15 protein-coding genes and 1 other RNA gene are annotated in these 17,396 nt (G+C 39.2%); 11 read left to right on the top strand and 5 right to left on the bottom strand.

Annotated elements, in window-relative coordinates; translation table 11 throughout:
* Both HT719_RS02385 and HT719_RS02390 read left to right on the top strand, forming a co-directional pair.
* The coding region (locus tag HT719_RS02385; protein ID WP_172928119.1) for an IS630 family transposase at positions 1-435 on the top strand (435 nt) is incomplete at its 5' end.
* 117 nt (positions 436-552) lie between these two features.
* Complete coding sequence (locus tag HT719_RS02390) at positions 553-2,532, top strand: peptide ABC transporter substrate-binding protein (RefSeq protein WP_016399091.1); 1,980 nt, start codon at positions 553-555, stop codon at positions 2,530-2,532.
* A gap of 141 nt (positions 2,533-2,673) precedes the next feature.
* Here the strand turns inward: HT719_RS02390 and pbp1a are convergent, their stop codons facing one another.
* Positions 2,674-4,854 (bottom strand): penicillin-binding protein PBP1A, encoded by a 2,181-nt coding sequence (gene pbp1a, locus HT719_RS02395; RefSeq protein ID WP_172928121.1) that lies wholly within the window; start codon positions 4,852-4,854, stop codon positions 2,674-2,676.
* Positions 4,851-5,447, bottom strand: coding sequence for a Holliday junction resolvase RecU (recU, locus tag HT719_RS02400; RefSeq protein ID WP_000248777.1), 597 nt, complete (start codon positions 5,445-5,447; stop codon positions 4,851-4,853). The genes pbp1a and recU overlap by 4 nt, the downstream gene beginning before the upstream one ends.
* A 66-nt stretch (positions 5,448-5,513) precedes the next feature.
* Here recU and HT719_RS02405 point away from each other — a divergent pair, with 66 nt between their 5' ends.
* The 9 genes from HT719_RS02405 to HT719_RS02440 all read left to right on the top strand — a co-directional run bounded on the left by HT719_RS02405 (position 5,514) and on the right by HT719_RS02440 (position 13,327).
* Positions 5,514-6,041: a DUF1273 domain-containing protein gene (locus HT719_RS02405; RefSeq protein WP_000179553.1), complete on the top strand. Its 528-nt coding sequence runs from the start codon at positions 5,514-5,516 to the stop codon at positions 6,039-6,041.
* Positions 6,042-6,110: 69 nt separating this feature from the next.
* Positions 6,111-6,452 carry a cell division regulator GpsB gene (gene gpsB / locus HT719_RS02410; protein WP_000146532.1) on the top strand — a complete coding sequence of 114 codons (342 nt, stop codon included), beginning with the start codon at positions 6,111-6,113 and terminating at the stop codon, positions 6,450-6,452.
* A gap of 20 nt (positions 6,453-6,472) precedes the next feature.
* Positions 6,473-6,853, top strand: an RNA gene (gene rnpB / locus HT719_RS02415) — RNase P RNA component class B.
* Between the two features lie 84 nt (positions 6,854-6,937).
* Complete coding sequence (locus tag HT719_RS02420) at positions 6,938-8,095, top strand: class I SAM-dependent RNA methyltransferase (RefSeq protein ID WP_172928123.1); 1,158 nt, start codon at positions 6,938-6,940, stop codon at positions 8,093-8,095.
* Between the two features lie 12 nt (positions 8,096-8,107).
* Positions 8,108-9,514, top strand: coding sequence for a mid-cell-anchored protein MapZ (gene mapZ, locus HT719_RS02425; RefSeq protein WP_172928125.1), 1,407 nt, complete (start codon positions 8,108-8,110; stop codon positions 9,512-9,514).
* 75 nt (positions 9,515-9,589) lie between these two features.
* On the top strand, positions 9,590-11,014 hold the full coding sequence (gene gndA / locus HT719_RS02430) for an NADP-dependent phosphogluconate dehydrogenase (protein ID WP_000158778.1): 1,425 nt from the start codon (positions 9,590-9,592) through the stop codon (positions 11,012-11,014).
* Between the two features lie 11 nt (positions 11,015-11,025).
* The gene (locus tag HT719_RS02435) at positions 11,026-11,715 is read left to right on the top strand and encodes a response regulator transcription factor (protein ID WP_000518025.1); all 690 of its coding nucleotides are present in this window, start codon (positions 11,026-11,028) and stop codon (positions 11,713-11,715) included.
* Positions 11,716-11,941: 226 nt separating this feature from the next.
* On the top strand, positions 11,942-12,238 hold the full coding sequence (locus HT719_RS11455) for a hypothetical protein (protein WP_000750732.1): 297 nt from the start codon (positions 11,942-11,944) through the stop codon (positions 12,236-12,238).
* Between the two features lie 12 nt (positions 12,239-12,250).
* The gene (locus HT719_RS02440; RefSeq protein ID WP_345790015.1) at positions 12,251-13,327 is read left to right on the top strand and encodes a trypsin-like peptidase domain-containing protein; all 1,077 of its coding nucleotides are present in this window, start codon (positions 12,251-12,253) and stop codon (positions 13,325-13,327) included.
* A gap of 117 nt (positions 13,328-13,444) precedes the next feature.
* Here HT719_RS02440 and HT719_RS02445 read toward each other — a convergent pair whose 3' ends face one another.
* The 3 genes from HT719_RS02445 to HT719_RS02455 form a co-directional block, all read right to left on the bottom strand.
* The gene (locus tag HT719_RS02445; RefSeq protein WP_172928127.1) at positions 13,445-14,677 is read right to left on the bottom strand and encodes an MFS transporter; all 1,233 of its coding nucleotides are present in this window, start codon (positions 14,675-14,677) and stop codon (positions 13,445-13,447) included.
* Positions 14,678-15,163: 486 nt separating this feature from the next.
* Positions 15,164-15,532, bottom strand: coding sequence for a lanthionine synthetase LanC family protein (locus tag HT719_RS11460; RefSeq protein WP_119919399.1), 369 nt, complete (start codon positions 15,530-15,532; stop codon positions 15,164-15,166).
* A gap of 495 nt (positions 15,533-16,027) precedes the next feature.
* Positions 16,028-17,376 (bottom strand): IS3 family transposase gene (locus HT719_RS02455; protein ID WP_172928129.1). Its coding sequence is split into 2 segments (ribosomal slippage): positions 16,028-16,935 and positions 16,935-17,376, totalling 1,350 coding nucleotides; the frame shifts between segments, so codons are not numbered across the junction.
* Positions 17,377-17,396: the final 20 nt, after the last annotated feature.

Raw genomic sequence — 17,396 nt, forward strand, 5'->3', positions numbered from 1 at the left:
CATGTCCATAGTCACTATATACGAGAATTTTGCTATTGTTATGGAGCTGTTGATGCCCATACAGGCAAATCATTTTTCTTAATCGCTGGTGGATGTCATACTGAGTGGATGAACGCCTTTTTAGAAGAGCTTTCACAAGCTTATCCAGATGATTATCTTTTACTCGTTATGGACAATGCCATATGGAATAAATCAAGTACCTTAAAGATTCCGACTAATATTGGCTTTACCTTTATTCCTCCATACACACCAGAGATGAACCCCATTGAACAAGTGTGGAAAGAGATTCGTAAACGTGGATTTAAGAATAAAGCCTTTCGAACTTTGGAAGATGTCATGAATCAACTTCAAGATGTTATACAAGGACTGGAGAAGGAGGTGATAACGTCCATCGTTAATCGGAGATGGACTAGAATGCTTTTTTGGCATAAATGAACAATTTTATTTTTCAGAATATATCAAATATAACAAATAACTCTTAAAATTCAGAAAATTCTATTGACAGGACTTGAAAAAGGGTCTATAATGAATAAAAAAACAAAGGAGAATACTATGAAAACAAGAAAAGTATTGGCTCTTGCGGGAGTAACCTTATTAGCAGCTGGTGTTTTAGCTGCTTGTTCTGGGGGTTCAGGCGCTCAAGGTGAAAAAACCTTTGCCTTTACCTACGAGACACATCCAGATAATCTCAACTATTTGACAACTGGTAAGGCAGCAACTTCTGAGATTACTAGTAATGTGATTGATGGATTGCTTGAAAATGATAAATACGGAAACCTTGTTCCTTCATTGGCAGAAGACTGGTCAGTTTCTAAGGATGGCTTGACTTATACTTATAAGATTCGTCAAGATGCCAAGTGGTATACATCTGAGGGAGAAGAGTACGCTCCTGTTAAGGCTCAGGACTTTGTAACAGGACTTAAATATGCAACAGATAAGAAAGCAGAAGCCCTTTACTTGGTACAGGATTCAATCAAAGGTCTGGATGCCTATGCCAAAGGTGAAATCACAGACTTCGCTCAAGTCGGGATTAAAGCCCTTGACGACCAAACAATCCAATACACCTTGAACAAACCTGAAACTTTTTGGAATTCCAAAACAACCATGGGTGTGCTTGCGCCAGTCAATGAAGAGTTTTTGAACTCAAAAGGGGATGATTTTGCCAAAGCTACGGATCCAAGTAGTCTCTTGTATAACGGCCCTTATTTGTTGAAATCCATTGTGACCAAATCTTCCGTTGAATTTGCGAAAAATCCGAACTACTGGGATAAGGACAATGTGCATATTGACAAAGTCAAATTGTCATTCTGGGATGGGCAAGATACCAGCAAACCAGCAGAAAACTTTAAAGATGGTAGCCTTACAGCAGCTCGTCTCTATCCAACAAGTGCAAGCTTCGCAGAGCTTGAGAAGAGTATGAAAGACAATATCGTCTATACGCAACAAGACTCTACGACTTATCTAGTAGGGACAAATATTGACCGTCAATCTTATAAACACACATCTAAGACTAGCGAAGAACAAAAGACTTCAACTAAAAAGGCTCTCTTAAACAAGGATTTCCGTCAGGCTATTGCCTTTGGTTTTGACCGTACAGCCTATGCCTCTCAGTTGAATGGAGAAACTGGAGCAAGCAAAATCTTGCGTAATCTCTTTGTGCCACCAACATTTGTTCAAGCAGATGGGAAAAACTTTGGCGATATGGTCAAAGAGAAATTAGTGACTTATGGGGATGAATGGAAGGATGTCAATCTTGCAGATTCACAAGATGGTCTCTACAATCCAGAAAAAGCCAAGGCTGAATTTGCTAAAGCTAAATCAGCTTTACAAGCAGAAGGTGTGACTTTCCCAATTCATTTGGATATGCCAGTTGACCAGACAGCAACGACAAAAGTTCAGCGCGTCCAATCTATGAAACAATCCTTGGAAGCAACTTTAGGAACTGATAATGTCGTTATTGATATCCAACAATTGCAAAAAGATGAATTGCTTAATGTAACTCTATTTGCCGAAAATGCTGCTGGCGAAGACTGGGATTTATCAGATAATGTCGGTTGGGGTCCAGACTTTGCCGATCCATCAACCTACCTTGATATTATCAAACCTTCTGTAGGAGAAAGTACTAAAACATATTTAGGATTTGACTCAGGGGAAGATAATGTAGCTGCTAAAAAAGTAGGTCTATATGACTACGAAAAATTGGTTACTGAAGCTGGTGATGAGACTACAGATGTTGCTAAACGATATGATAAATACGCAGCAGCCCAAGCTTGGTTGACAGATAGTGCCTTGATCATCCCAACAACTTCTAAAACTGGTCGTCCAATCTTGTCTAAGATGGTACCATTTACAATACCATTTGCATTGTCAGGAAATAAAGGTACAAGTGACCCAGTCTTGTATAAATACCTTGAACTTCAAGACAAGGCAGTTACTGCAGATGAATATCAAAAAGCTCAAGAAAAATGGATGAAAGAAAAAGCAGAATCCAATAAAAAAGCGCAAGAAGAACTCGCAAAACATGTGAAATAAGATAAAAAGAAGTTAGTTATTTGCTAACTTCTTTTGGTTTATCGAAAATGAGTTGAAACCTCTCTTCACTTTCAAAGATGATGAAGCTAATTTTTTTGTAGAAAAAATCCTGAGTTTTTATTCTCAGGATTTTCTTTCATCTCACTGTTGTGGTTGTTGAACTTGTGGATTTTGTGGCGTTGGTTGTACTGGTTGTGTCGGTTGAACAGCTTGACCAGCTTGTCCTTGGCTAGGATCAGTTGCTGGAGCATTATTGGGTTGTTGACCAACCGTCGTACTTGCCTGTGTAGTTGAACTTTCAGCTGTTGTGCTTGGAGTTTCTACTGTTTGTGTTTGTTGTGTTACTGAATTATTCCATGTGTTCTTTGCGTTGTTCTGGAAGACGAATTCTCCATTTCTATACAAGCCATCTGGCATTGTCCAATCTCCAGGTTGGTCATCTTCAGAAAGGTAAGTTATCATTGAACGATAGACTTTACCAGCAACAAGGAAACCATCTCCGATGATTGGAGTTAGACGATTTGAGTATCCTGTCCAAACAGCCATTGCATATTTGCGGGTATACCCTACAAACATTTCATCTGGAGCTACGTAACCAGTGTTCTTGATATACTTTTCAATTTCTTCGTCAGTATAGTTAGAAGTACCTGTTTTACCTGCTTGTGGAAGCCAAGGTAGGTAGGCTCCACGTCCGGTTCCGTATACTAAGACAGTTTTCATCATTTCGGTCATCATATAGGCAGTAGTTTCTTTCATAGCCCGAGTACCGGCATCAGAAAATTCTTTTTCACTACCATCACTGAAGACGATTTTATTGATATACATTGGTTTGTGGTAAATACCACCATTAGCAAAAGCTGCGTAGGCAACTGCCATTTTTTCACTACTTGCACCGTACTGTTTGTTGGATTCAGTTGTGTTACTTGAAATGGCGTTTGCATAATACATGCTTGGATAGTCGATACCAAGACCATTAAGGAAGGTTTTAGCTCTATCTAGACCGACCTTATTCAAAGTCTCAACGGCTGTGACATTTCGTGATTGTTGAAGAGCATATTGCAGAGTAATATTACCGAAATATGCTCGATCCCAGTTGTAGACAGGTGTGCTTGTTCCCGGATAGTTATAAGGAATATCATTAACCATAGTTGCAGTGGAATCATAAACACCGTATTCTATGGCAGGTGCATAGTCAGTGATTGGTTTCATACTAGAACCCCAGTCACGATTGGTTTCCACAGCTTGGTTGGTACCAAATGAAACGTTACTTGCTTGGTGACGAGCTCCAAGTTGGGCGATGACTTTACCATTTGAAACATCTACGACCGTAGATGCGACTTGCAAATCATCGTCAGGGTAAGAGACGTATTGATCGGAGTTGTAGATATCCCACAGATGTTTTTGAGCTTCTTGGTCTACATTTGTGTAAACATCCATCCCAGTAGTTAGAAGGTTATAGCCAGTTTCTTGTTCTACTTGGTCGATAACTTCTTTGAGATAGTTGTCCATATAGGCTGGGTAACTATTGGCTGACTTCAAGCTTTGGAGACCGTCAGTGATAGGCGTATTAATAGCTTTTTCGTAATCTTCTGCACTGATATATTTCTGTCCCTTCATTTCTGAAAGTACCAAGTTACGACGCTCTAGAGCAGCTTCTGGATGGGAATATGGATCATATTGGTTTGGTGCTTGAGGCATTCCGGCTAGGAGTGCTAACTGTGGCAAGCTTAATTCCTTCAAGTCTTTTCCATAGTAATTTTGGGCTGCAGTTTGCATTCCATAGTTACCGTTAGACATGTAGACTTTATTGATGTAATAGGTCAGAATTTCTTGCTTGGTTGCTTTTTGTTCTAGCTGAACTGCTAGCCAAGCTTCCTGGGCTTTACGTGAAATGGTCTGATCAGAAGTGGAAGTTGAGAAATAGGTCAACTTAATTAATTGTTGGGTAAGGGTTGATCCTCCCTGGAGAGAGTTGTTTTGTAAGTTACGTAAAAAAGCTCCTATAATTCGGATGGTATCGACACCGCGATGATCGAAAAAACGATGGTCTTCGATTGATACGATAGCCTTGACCAAATCAGTAGGAATTTCGTTGGCCTGAGCGTTTACTCGGCGTTCAGAGCCCAGATCGGCAATGAGTTCGTTATTATTGTCATAAATCTTGCTAGAAGTTGTTGCAACTAATTTGCTCTCAGATAGGGCTGGGGCTTTACTGACGTAATAGAGAAATATGCCTCCTCCCAGCATAACTGCTGTGATAAATAAAGTTAAGAAGCAGATACTCACATACTTAGCTATTCGCAGGATAGTTTGTTTGTTCATCTTGTTTTACCACCTAATAAATGTTCTTTGATAACATTGAGATAGGGAATTTGAGGGAAGGCACCAGCCTTGATTTCATATCCATATTCTCGAATATATCCAAGTGGCATTGATTTTTGTCCCTTATCTTGATGATAGAAGCGAATCAAATCGAATGCCGGCAATAAGTAGGTTTCTTGCTGAGAAGAAAAGTGAAGAAGGACAAAGCAGATTCCTTGTTGGGCAAGGACTTGTTCCATATGCTGAATCTGATGTGGATGGAAATTTTTCATCGGAATCGCACGTTTTTGTTTTGTTTCCTTGGCTTCAAAGTCGATGTAATATCCATTATAAACGCCAGAATAGTCCGTCGTTGAAGCTTGTCGAAAATAGGCTTCAACAATCTTGGCACGACTTCGTTGTGGATAGTCCACTCGTACAATTTGAATAGGAGTTGGTTTCTTATGTATAACAGCCAAGCCCTGAGACAAATAGTAGTCGTTGGTAGCATTGATCATCTTTTCAAAAGACATTCCTCGATTTGCGAAATTTTTGGGTTGAGAAAGAGATGTTTGTCTTTTTTGTGATGAAAGTTTATGTGGATAGTTGACCATAATTCTCCTTATTGGTACAATAACATCACTCTATTATACCATAAATTTGCACAGAAAGGGTTAAAAATGGCTACAGCTTTGGTTTTAGGCTATTCTGCTTTTGATTTGGGTTTATTTTCTGATAAGGATCCTCGTCTTAAATTGATTAAAAAAGCGATACGTAAAGATTTAGAGGCTATGGCAGCAGATGGGGTGTCTTGGCTTGTATTTACAGGGACTTTGGGCTTTGAATATTGGGTTTTAGAGGTTGCTCAGGAAATGAAGACCGAATACGGTTTCCAGTTGGCGACCATTTTTGCTTTTGAAACCCATGGGGAAAATTGGAATGAAGGCAATCAGATGAAACTGAGTCGCTTTAAGCAGGTAGACTTTGTCAAATATGCCTATCCTCGCTATGAACACAAGGGGCAGTTAAGAGATTACCAGCAGTTTTTACTGGAAAATACGACTAGTTCTTATCTTTTTTATGATGAAGAAAATGAGACGAAACTAGCTTATTTTTACCAAAAGATGAAAAATCAAGAGGACTATTTTATAAAGAGATTAACATTTGATCAATTAAATGAACTTGCTGAAAATTTTTCCGAAAATTGAAGCTTTGACCTTGATTTTTGTTTGCCTTTTTTTATATAATAATACTAGCAAGCGAGAATGGAGAGAGACATGGCAAGTATTATTTTTTCAGCGAAAGATATTTTTGAACAAGAGTTTGGACGTGAAGTCCGTGGGTATAGTAAGGTAGAAGTTGACGAGTTTTTAGACGATGTCATCAAGGACTATGAAACCTATGCTGCCTTGGTCAAGTCACTTCGTCAGGAGATTGCGGATTTGAAGGAAGAATTAACTCGTAAACCGCAAGTGAGTTCGGCTCCAAGTCCTAGTCACCCAGATCCAATTGATGTGGCTGCTTCATCTTCTATGACGAATTTTGATATTTTGAAACGCTTGAATCGTCTTGAAAAAGAAGTATTCGGTAAACAAATTTTAGACAATACCGATTTGTAATTCAGGTCTTGTTACATGCAATTTTTGGATAATCGCGTGAGGAGAATTGCTTCTCATGAGGAAAGTCCATGCTAGCACAGGCTGTGATGCCTGTAGTGTTTGTGCTAGGCGAAACCATAAGCCTAGGGACGAGAAATCGTTACGGCAGTTGAAATGGCTAAGTCCTTGGATAGGCCAGAGTAGGCTTGAAAGTGCCACAGTGACGGAGTCTTTCTGGAAACGGAGAGAGTGGAACGCGGTAAACCCCTCAAGCTAGCAACCCAAATTTTGGTCGGGGCATGGAGTACGCGGAAACGAACGTAGTATTCTGACTGCTATCAGCTAGAGCTGTTAGTGGTAGACAGATGATTATCGAAGGAAGTGGTCCTAGTCACTTCTGGAACAAAACATGGCTTATAGAAAATTGCATATAGGTTGGGGCTGAGAAATTTTCTCAACCTCATTTTTTAAAGTGGACATATAGAAAGGTCTTGCAAGACTGTAACATGAAAAAAGAATTTAATTTAATTGCAACTGTGGCAGCAGGTCTTGAAGCTGTTGTGGGACGAGAAGTGCGAGAGTTGGGCTACGATTGTCAGGTTGAAAACGGCCGTGTTCGTTTTCAAGGAGACGTGAGAGCTATTATCGAAACCAACCTCTGGCTTCGCGCAGCAGATCGTATCAAAATCATCGTAGGAACGTTCCCAGCTAAGACTTTTGAAGAACTGTTTCAGGGAGTTTTTGCTTTAGATTGGGAAAATTATTTACCACTCGGAGCTCGGTTCCCAATTTCAAAAGCCAAATGTGTTAAATCTAAACTTCACAATGAACCCAGTGTTCAGGCTATTTCTAAGAAAGCTGTTGTCAAGAAATTACAGAAACACTATGCTCGCCCAGAAGGGGTTCCTCTGATGGAGAATGGCCCAGAGTTTAAGATTGAGGTCTCTATTCTCAAAGGTGTGGTAACTGTCATGATTGATACGACAGGGTCTAGCCTCTTTAAACGTGGTTATCGTACGGAAAAGGGTGGCGCTCCTATCAAGGAAAACATGGCGGCAGCCATTTTACAACTTTCTAACTGGTATCCAGATAAGCCTTTGATTGATCCGACCTGTGGTTCGGGGACTTTCTGTATCGAGGCAGTCATGATTGCTCGAAAGATGGCACCAGGACTTCGTCGCTCTTTTGCCTTTGAGGAGTGGAACTGGGTCAGCGATCGCTTGATTCAGGAAGTGCGTACAGAAGCAGCTAAAAAAGTGGATCGTGAGCTGGAACTGGATATCATGGGCTGTGATATTGATGCTCGCATGGTGGAAATTGCTAAGGCCAATGCTCAGGCAGCGGGAGTTGCAGGGGATATTACCTTTAAGCAGATGCGCGTGCAGGATTTACGTTCCGATAAAATCAATGGTGTGATTATTTCTAATCCGCCTTACGGGGAGCGTTTATCAGATGATGCAGGGGTGACCAAGCTCTATGCTGAGATGGGTCAAGTATTTGCACCACTGAAAACTTGGAGTAAATTTATCCTGACTAGTGATGAAGCTTTTGAAAGCAAGTATGGTAGCCAAGCGGATAAGAAGCGTAAGTTATACAACGGAACTTTGAAAGTGGATCTGTATCAATATTTTGGTCAGCGTGTCAAACGGCAAGAGGTAAAATAGAAAGGGATACTCATGAGTAAGAAAAGACGAAATCGTCATAAAAAAGAAGGTCAAGAACCGCAATTTGATTTTGATGAAGCAAAAGAGCTAACAGTTGGTCAAGCGATTCGTAAAAATGAAGAAGTGGAAGCAGGAGTCTTGCCTGAGGATTCCATTTTGGATAAGTATGTCAAACAACACAAAGATGAAATCGAAGCAGATAAGTTTGCGACTCGCCAATACAAAAAAGAGGAGTTAGTTGAAACTCAGAGTCTGGATGATTTAATTCAAGAGATGCGTGAGGCTGTAGAAGAGTCAGAAGCTTCTTCGGAGGAAGTTCCATCTTCTGAAGACATCTTACCACCCTTGCCTCTGGATGATGAGGGGCAAGGCTTGGATCCTCTATTACTAGAGGATGAAAATCCAACAGAAATGACTGAAGAAGTGGAAGAGGAGCAAAACCTTTCTCGTCTGGAACAAGAGGACTCAGATAAGAAAAGCAAAAAAGGCTTTGTTTTAACCGCTTTGGCGCTTGTATCAGTAATTATCTGTGTCAGTGCTTATTATGTCTACCGTCAAGTGAATCGCTCGACCAAGGAAATTGAAACTTCTCAATCAACTACAGCCAATCAATCAGATGTGGATGATTTTAATACACTTTATGACGCCTTTTACACAGACAGCAATAAAACGGCTTTGAAAAATAGCCAGTTTGATAAACTAAGTCAACTCAAGACCTTACTTGATAAGCTGGAAGGTAGTCGTGAACATACGCTTGCCAAATCGAAATATGATAGTCTAGCAACGCAAATCAAGGCCATTCAAGATGTCAATGCACAATTTGAAAAACCAGCTATTGTGGATGGTGTGTTGGATACCAATGCCAAAGCCAAATCGGATGCTAAATTTACAGATATTAAAACTGGGAATACGGAGCTTGATAAAGTGCTAGATAAGGCTATCAGCCTTGGTAAGAGCCAGCAAACAAGTACTTCTAGCTCAAGTTCAAGTGAAACTAGTAGCTCAAGCTCTAGTCAAGCAAGCTCAAATACGACTAGTGAGACAAGCCCAAGTAGTTCAAATGCTGCCTCAAATGAGACTAGAAGTTCTCGTAGCGAAGTCAATATGGGCGTATCAAGTGCAGGGGTTGCTGTTCAAAGAAGTGCGAGTCGTGTTCCCTATAATCAGTCTGCTATTGATGATAGTAGCAACTCTGCCTGGGATTTTGCGGATGGTGTCTTGGAACAAATTCTAGCGACTTCACGATCACGTGGCTATATCACTGGAGACCAATATATCCTTGAACGTGTCAATATCGTTAACGGCAATGGTTATTACAACCTCTACAAGCCAGATGGAACCTATCTCTTTACCCTTAACTGTAAGACAGGCTACTTTGTCGGAAATGGCGCTGGTCATGCAGATGACTTGGACTACTAAGCAGTCGTTACAAAATTCTTTCTTTTCAAAAGTAAAAATGATAAAATAAAATAAATGAAACAAGAGGAGTGTCAAATGACAAAAGCTAACTTTGGTGTCGTAGGTATGGCCGTAATGGGTCGTAACCTTGCCCTTAATATTGAATCTCGTGGTTACACAGTTGCTATTTACAACCGTAGTAAAGAAAAAACGGAAGATGTGATTGCTTGCCATCCTGAAAAGAACTTTGTACCAAGCTATGACGTTGAAAGTTTTGTAAACTCAATCGAAAAACCTCGCCGTATCATGCTGATGGTTCAAGCTGGACCTGGTACAGATGCTACTATCCAAGCCCTTCTTCCACACCTTGACAAAGGTGATATCTTGATTGACGGCGGAAACACTTTCTACAAAGACACCATCCGTCGTAATGAAGAATTGGCAAACTCAGGTATCAACTTTATCGGTACTGGGGTTTCTGGTGGTGAAAAAGGTGCCCTTGAAGGGCCGTCTATCATGCCTGGTGGACAAAAAGAAGCCTACGAATTGGTTGCAGATGTTCTTGAAGAAATTTCAGCTAAAGCACCAGAAGATGGCAAACCATGTGTGACTTACATCGGTCCTGATGGAGCTGGTCACTATGTGAAAATGGTTCACAACGGTATCGAGTATGGGGATATGCAATTGATCGCAGAAAGCTATGACTTGATGCAACACTTGCTTGGCCTTTCTGCAGAAGACATGGCTGAAATCTTTACTGAGTGGAACAAGGGTGAATTGGACAGCTACTTGATCGAAATCACAGCTGATATCTTGAGCCGTAAAGACGATGAAGGTCAAGACGGACCAATCGTAGACTACATCCTTGATGCCGCGGGTAACAAGGGAACTGGTAAATGGACTAGCCAATCATCACTTGACCTTGGTGTGCCATTGTCGCTAATTACTGAGTCAGTATTTGCTCGCTACATTTCAACTTACAAAGAAGAACGCGTGCATGCTAGCAAGGTTCTTCCAAAACCAGCTGCTTTCAAATTTGAAGGAGATAAAGCTGAGTTGATTGAAAAGATTCGTCAAGCCCTTTACTTCTCAAAAATCATTTCATATGCACAAGGTTTTGCGCAATTGCGTGTAGCTTCTAAAGAAAACAACTGGAACTTGCCATTTGCAGACATCGCCTCTATCTGGCGTGATGGCTGTATCATCCGTTCTCGTTTCTTGCAAAAGATTACAGATGCTTACAACCGTGATGCAGACCTTGCCAACCTTCTTTTGGATGAGTACTTCTTGGATGTTACTGCTAAGTACCAACAAGCAGTGCGTGACATCGTAGCTCTTGCTGTTCAAGCTGGTGTACCAGTCCCAACTTTCTCAGCAGCTATTACTTACTTTGATAGCTACCGTTCAGCTGACCTTCCAGCTAACTTGATCCAAGCGCAACGTGACTACTTTGGTGCCCACACTTACCAACGTAAAGACAAAGAAGGAACATTCCACTACTCTTGGTATGACGAAAAATAAGTAGGTCTGCCATGGGGAAACGGATTTTATTACTTGAGAAAGAACGAAATCTAGCTCACTTTTTAAGTTTGGAACTCCAAAAAGAGCAATACCGAGTTGATCAGGTTGAGGAGGGGCAAAAAGCCCTCTCCATGGCTCTTCAGACAGACTATGACTTGATTTTATTGAATGCTCATCTGGGGGATATGACAGCCCAGGATTTTGCAGATAAGCTGAGTCGAACTAAGCCAGCCTCAGTCATCATGATTTTAGATCATTGGGAAGACTTGCAAGAAGAGCTGGAAGTTGTTCAGCGTTTTGCAGTTTCATACATCTATAAGCCAGTCCTTATCGAAAATCTGGTAGCGCGTATTTCGGCGATCTTCCGAGGTCGGGACTTCATTGATCAACACTGCAGTCTGATGAAAGTTCCAAGGACCTACCGCAATCTTAGGATAGATGTTGAACATCACACGGTTTATCGTGGTGAAGAGATGATTGCTCTGACTCGCCGTGAGTATGACCTTTTGGCGACACTTATGGGAAGCAAGAAAGTTCTGACTCGTGAGCAGTTGTTGGAAAGTGTCTGGAAGTATGAAAGTGCGACCGAGACAAATATCGTAGATGTCTATATCCGTTATCTACGTAGCAAGCTTGATGTAAAAGGTCAAAAAAGCTACATTAAAACCGTGCGTGGTGTTGGTTACACCATGCAAGAATAGAAAAGCAGTTGCAGTTGTGTAACTGCTTTTTTCAAATGGAGAAAGGGATGTCTTTTCGTTTTTTTCTTTGTATAGTGGATTGAAACTAGAATGGTACACCACAACTGCTAAAACTTTTCTAGAAATTAATTTAACTTTCCTAATCGATTTGTTCACATCTTATTTCAATTTACTATATTGACAGGGACGAACAGATGTGTTACAATTTTTTTAGGAGGATAAAATAATGAAGAAAACATTTTATCGCAAATTCGGTATTTCAATTATTGCGGGTACTTTATTAGCTAGCCTGCTATCGACAGTCTCTGCTTTGACTGTTATTTCAAGTACAGGTGAGGAGTATGAGGTAAGTGAAACATTACAAGAGAGTCCAGGAACTAATAATTTTTCACTTCCCGATGTTTCACCGACTTATGGTCAATATTATACAAATCAGTCAGAAGTCATTATTGGTAAAAATGATTTAGTTAAGGTAAAAAATACTTTACAATATCCTTACTCTACATCAGCTTATGTAGAGTAAGAATTTCGTGGTGTGAAAAATGGTAAAGATGTAACTTATCGAGGGAGTGCCAATTTTATAAAGGATAATGTCCTTATTACTGCTGCTCATAATATTTATAAACATGAGTTTGGTAAAGATGCAGAAGAACTATATGTTACTCCTGCTCGTACTCCAAATAGTGTGCCGTTTGGTCGGATAAAAGTAAAAGAAGCTCGCTATTTAAAAGAATTTCGAAATACTGATCCAGATGAGCTTACTACCTATGACTTAGCAGTTTTAATTTTGGAAGAACCGATTGGCGCTCAATTGGGGACGTTAGGACTTCCCAATAATTTAGAAAATACTAAAAATCTAGATGTAACAGTTACGGGATATTCTGCTGTTAATAAGGATATTAAGCAGATGTATACTGATACAAAAACGATACTTCAAGATACAAATGATTTTTTATTCTATCAAGTAGATACTTTGCGTGGTGCAAGCGGTTCAGCAGTATATGATTCTACCAATAGGGTTGTCGGAGTTCATACCAATGGGAGTAAGGCAGAACAGATGAATTATGCTGTTAAGTTAAATGAGAAGGCTCTATCTTTCATCTACTCTGTTATTAAAGGGCATTCTATTGATGGATGGAAGTTGATTAGTGATACTTGGTATTATTATAAGAATAGTAATAAACAAACAGGTTGGCAAAGTATAAATGGCAAATGGTATTATCTTGAAACCTCTGGTTCAATGTCCACAGGTTGGAAATATGTACGAGGAAGATGGTATTATTTAGATAAGACCAATGGTGATATGAAGACTGGTTGGTATCAGGAAGGCTCAACTTGGTACTATTTAGATGCTGAAAATGGTGATATGAAAACGGGCTGGCAATACCTTGGTAACAAGTGGTACTATCTCCGTTCATCGGGAGCTATGACAACTGGTTGGTATCAAGATGGTTCAACTTGGTACTACCTAAATGCAGGTAATGGAGATATGAAGACAGGTTGGTTCCAGGTTAATGGCAAATGGTACTATGCTTATAGCTCAGGTGCTTTGGCAGTGAATACGACCGTAGATGGCTATTCTGTCAATTATAATGGCGAATGGGTTCGGTAATGACAGGGAGCTTATAATTATATTAGAACACTCGCTTAATCAAAGAAGTGACTTTGTTGTACTTGACCTGACGATTGGGGAGATTAAAAGCATGTGAAATCTACACATGCTTTTTCGTTAGTTATGAGTGTTGAACTTGACTAACCATTGACAAAAGATAAGAGCAATCAAAATAAGATACAAAAATATCAATGCTAACTGCACCGAAACGCTCGATGCTATGGATAGGGCTAATAGGGAGAGCAGGGACGGGGCGAGAATGTCCACTGTGCTCAGAGCAGAGCCCACCGTCCCCATCTTGTCACTGGGGATATAGGCAAAGACAGCTGCTTGTAGGCGAGGGCTGAGAATGCCGATAATCGTAGAACTGATGAAACTGGTCATGAAAATTACGATATAGGCTTGACAAAGGATACTAGTTATTAGAGCCAATAGGGAAATCTCACAGAAAACCAAGAGGTGCGTGAAACGGATATTTTTAAATAGATTACTGCTGGTCATATTGCCAAGGATAGCTCCACAAGAAATGATGATGGAGAGCAGGGCGAGGAGTTGCCCAATGCTCAGTTGTGCTAGTGTCTGTTGGATGAAGCGGAGGGCAATCAACCGAGGAGACACATCCAAGATGGCAATCATACTGGTCGTCAGAAACAGTAGTATGATGGTATCTTTTAACCTCAGGAACACAGCCAGCGACTGTTTAAGATGTTGAAAATATTTCTTAAAACTCAGTGCTGTATGTGACATTTCAATCCTTTTTTCAACCTCATACAAGGTATGTCGAATAACATACAGGCCCCAAAAGGCAATGACAAAAGTCAGAGTGTTGATAAGGGAAATAGTTTGAATACTCATAACATTGATAAGGAATGCACCAGCTAGATTGGCGACAATGCGGACAACCCTCATCAGAGACTGCCTGAACCCCATGGCATCATGCAGGTCGTCCTTAATTACACTGATGTAGAGGGCGTTCATCATGTAGGCAGACAGGTAGCTCAAGGTGTCAGAGATAAGGTTGATGATGACAATCATAATGACTGAAACTAATGAAAAGGGCGACAAGACGAGAAATACTGTCAAAATAGCGTAGAGCAGGATTTTGATTTTGGCAATCCAGAGTGCGTGTTTGACTCTATTTTCTTGAAAATCTCCTAGAATTCCGAGAAAGAGTTGCGATAGTAGGGGAACCACCTCTGAAATGGAAATCAGTAAAATCGCTAGCGGAGCGAAATTGTACTGAGCCACATAATTGATAATGGCGAGGTAGAAAATACTGTCGCCGAATGATGAAAAACAGCTGTTTAGCAGCAACTGTCTATATATGTTGTTTGTCCAAAATAATTTCATACTTTTCTCCTTATTTCTGCACATCGAATGGGAATTTATTATTTAATAGACACCAATATACCCCCATGCTTCAAACAAATCTGCTTTACTCCTATCTCCTTGAAACATCAGTAAATCGTGATCATCTCGTTCAGAACATGCTAAAATTACCTGTTGGATTTTTTTCATCAGTAATTTGTTTTGATTGTAGACAGTGGTTTGTAGTAAGCTAGTTATTCCGTGGCAATATCCTGTCATCATTTTTAGATGATGGTTAAAAACAAATTATTGATATTTACTAATAATATCTTTGTTTCCGTCACAATCGTACATACAAAGATATAAGATTATTCCGGAAATTCCTTTGCACCAAGAAAGTTGTAAATTTCCTAAATTTTTAGTATTAGAAGTAACTTTTTCTAATAATTTTTTTAATTCAGTATGGAATGTATGGAGATCATTATAGAACATAGAAGGTTCTAAGACTTTAGAATAGGCAAATAAAGCCTATGCAATTCCACAATATCCATGAGCAAAGCTATAGTCTAAAATGCTTTCTTTGGCTGTATCTCTTTGTAGGAAATAATGCTCAATTTCCCCTATACTATTGTGGATGAAAATTTTAAGAGTATTGTCATTGGTAAATTGATAGTATTTTATTAATGACAATAGGACACCAGATTTTCTCAATGCAAAGTCTATTTCCTCTAGAGTATCATAATTCTCTATTAATTTCTTAGCGGTGACGTTTGCTAATTGTAGATAGTATTGATTTTTACTGATAGAAAATAAATGTAGGAGTAACCATAGATAGCCTGAATCACCAAATAGCAGCGAGTATTGATATTCATATGTGTGTGTCGTTCTAATTGTCACTGCTTTCTTGATGATAAAGAGTATTTTAGAATCCAGTTCTGGGGGGGCAATTTATTTAGAGGAAACAGTAGTCCAGCTATTCCGTGTTGGAATGATAAATTACTTACGAAATTTCCAAATTCTGTTGAAGAAGTGATCCTTCCTTCAGAATTTACAGTTTTATCTAGTAAAAATCGTAGAACACTATTACATTCCGTTTTGTAATCATATTTATGTTCCTCTATTTTTTTAATTTTGACTAAATTATTTGTTTGACTTAAATTTAGTAGGTATTGTAACCAAAATAGTTGCTCATCTGTGAGCTGACCTTGAGTATGTGATAGTTCTAGTAATTGAATAGGATCCTTTAGTTAGATTCGATCAATCCATAACATAACAACATTTTTAGGACAACTTGTCAAATATTAGTATATATTTTTACATCTTGAATTGTCAAATTAAGTGCATAACTTTCCCGTAGCATATGTACTGACCCCCAAAAGTTAGACAATTAATTTATCCAAAGGATTTAGTTCTGTACTGCACAGGACTAAGTCCTTTTAGTTTTACCTTAATTCGTTTATTGTTGTAGTAATCAATATAGTCTACAATAGCTTGTTCCAATTGCTTAAGCGACTGAAACGACTTCTCATAACCGTAAAACATTTCCGATTTTAAAATGCCAAAGAAAGATTCCATCATACCGTTGTCTTGGCTGTTTCCCTTGCGTAACATGGATGCTTGAGTTCCCTTACTCTCTAGGAACCGATGATAAGAATCGTGTTGGTATTGCCAGCCTTGGTCACTATGGAGAATCGTATTCTCATAGTGCTTCTCTGTGAATGCCTGTTCCAACATTGTTTTTACTTGTTCTAAGTTGGGTGAAGTTGAAAGATTATAGGCGATAATTTCACTATTAAAGCCATCTAAAACTGGTGATAAGTAAAGCTTTTGAGTACTTGCTGGAATGGCAAATTCTGTCACATCTGTGTAGCACTTTTCCATTGTTTTAGAGCCTTCAAATTGACGTTGAATGAGATTCTCTGCTTTCTTACCAACGTCTCCTTTATGAGAAGAATATTTTCGTTTCTGTCGCATTTTAGCTTGTAAATTGAGTACTTTCATCAAGCCTTGAACTCTTTTATGATTTACTAGATAACCACGATTTCTTAGTTCTAAATAAATCCGACGATAACCATAATTTCCCTTGTGTTCGATAAAGATGGATTGAATTTCAGCTTTAAGCTCTTGGTCCTTATCTGGTTTATCTAGCTGTTTCAAGTGATAGTAGTAGGTCGAACGAGCTAGTTTAATGGCTTTTAAAAGAAGATCTAACGAAAACTCAGTCATTAATTCTTGAACAATTTCTGTCTTTCTTCTTTCTCTTTTTCCTCCTTCAATCGGAGTTCTCTTAACTTTTTTAGGATGGCATTCTCCGCTCTCAGGTACTCATTTTCTGCTTGAAGACGTTCTAATTCTGTCCTCTCTTCAGGTCTCTTTTTTGGCTTACGTCCCATTTTAGGTACTCTCCCTCTTGTTTTCTCAACAATAGTATACCCGTTTTTCTTGTATTGTGCTAGCCAATTAAGAAGTATCGTACGACTTGGGAGGCCGTATTCAAGAGAAACTCTATCTTTAGTCCAGCCTTCATGTATGACTTTATCAATCATTTCTTGTTTTAAATCAGGAGAATAGTAACGATTTTTTCCTTTTTTGACGAACTCTATTCCGTAACGATCAATCAATTTAATCATATACCTAAGATTAGAATTATTTATCCCAAATTTATTTGAAAGCTTCTCTAAGCTATATCCTTGTTTTCTAAGTTCATAGATCTGAACTTTATCATCATAAGTTAATTTCATAATAAAAACACCCCAAAAGT

Origin of the sequence: Streptococcus sp. k-378 (genome assembly GCF_013277505.1) — a bacterium.
GTDB classification, from domain to species: domain Bacteria; phylum Bacillota; class Bacilli; order Lactobacillales; family Streptococcaceae; genus Streptococcus; species Streptococcus pseudopneumoniae.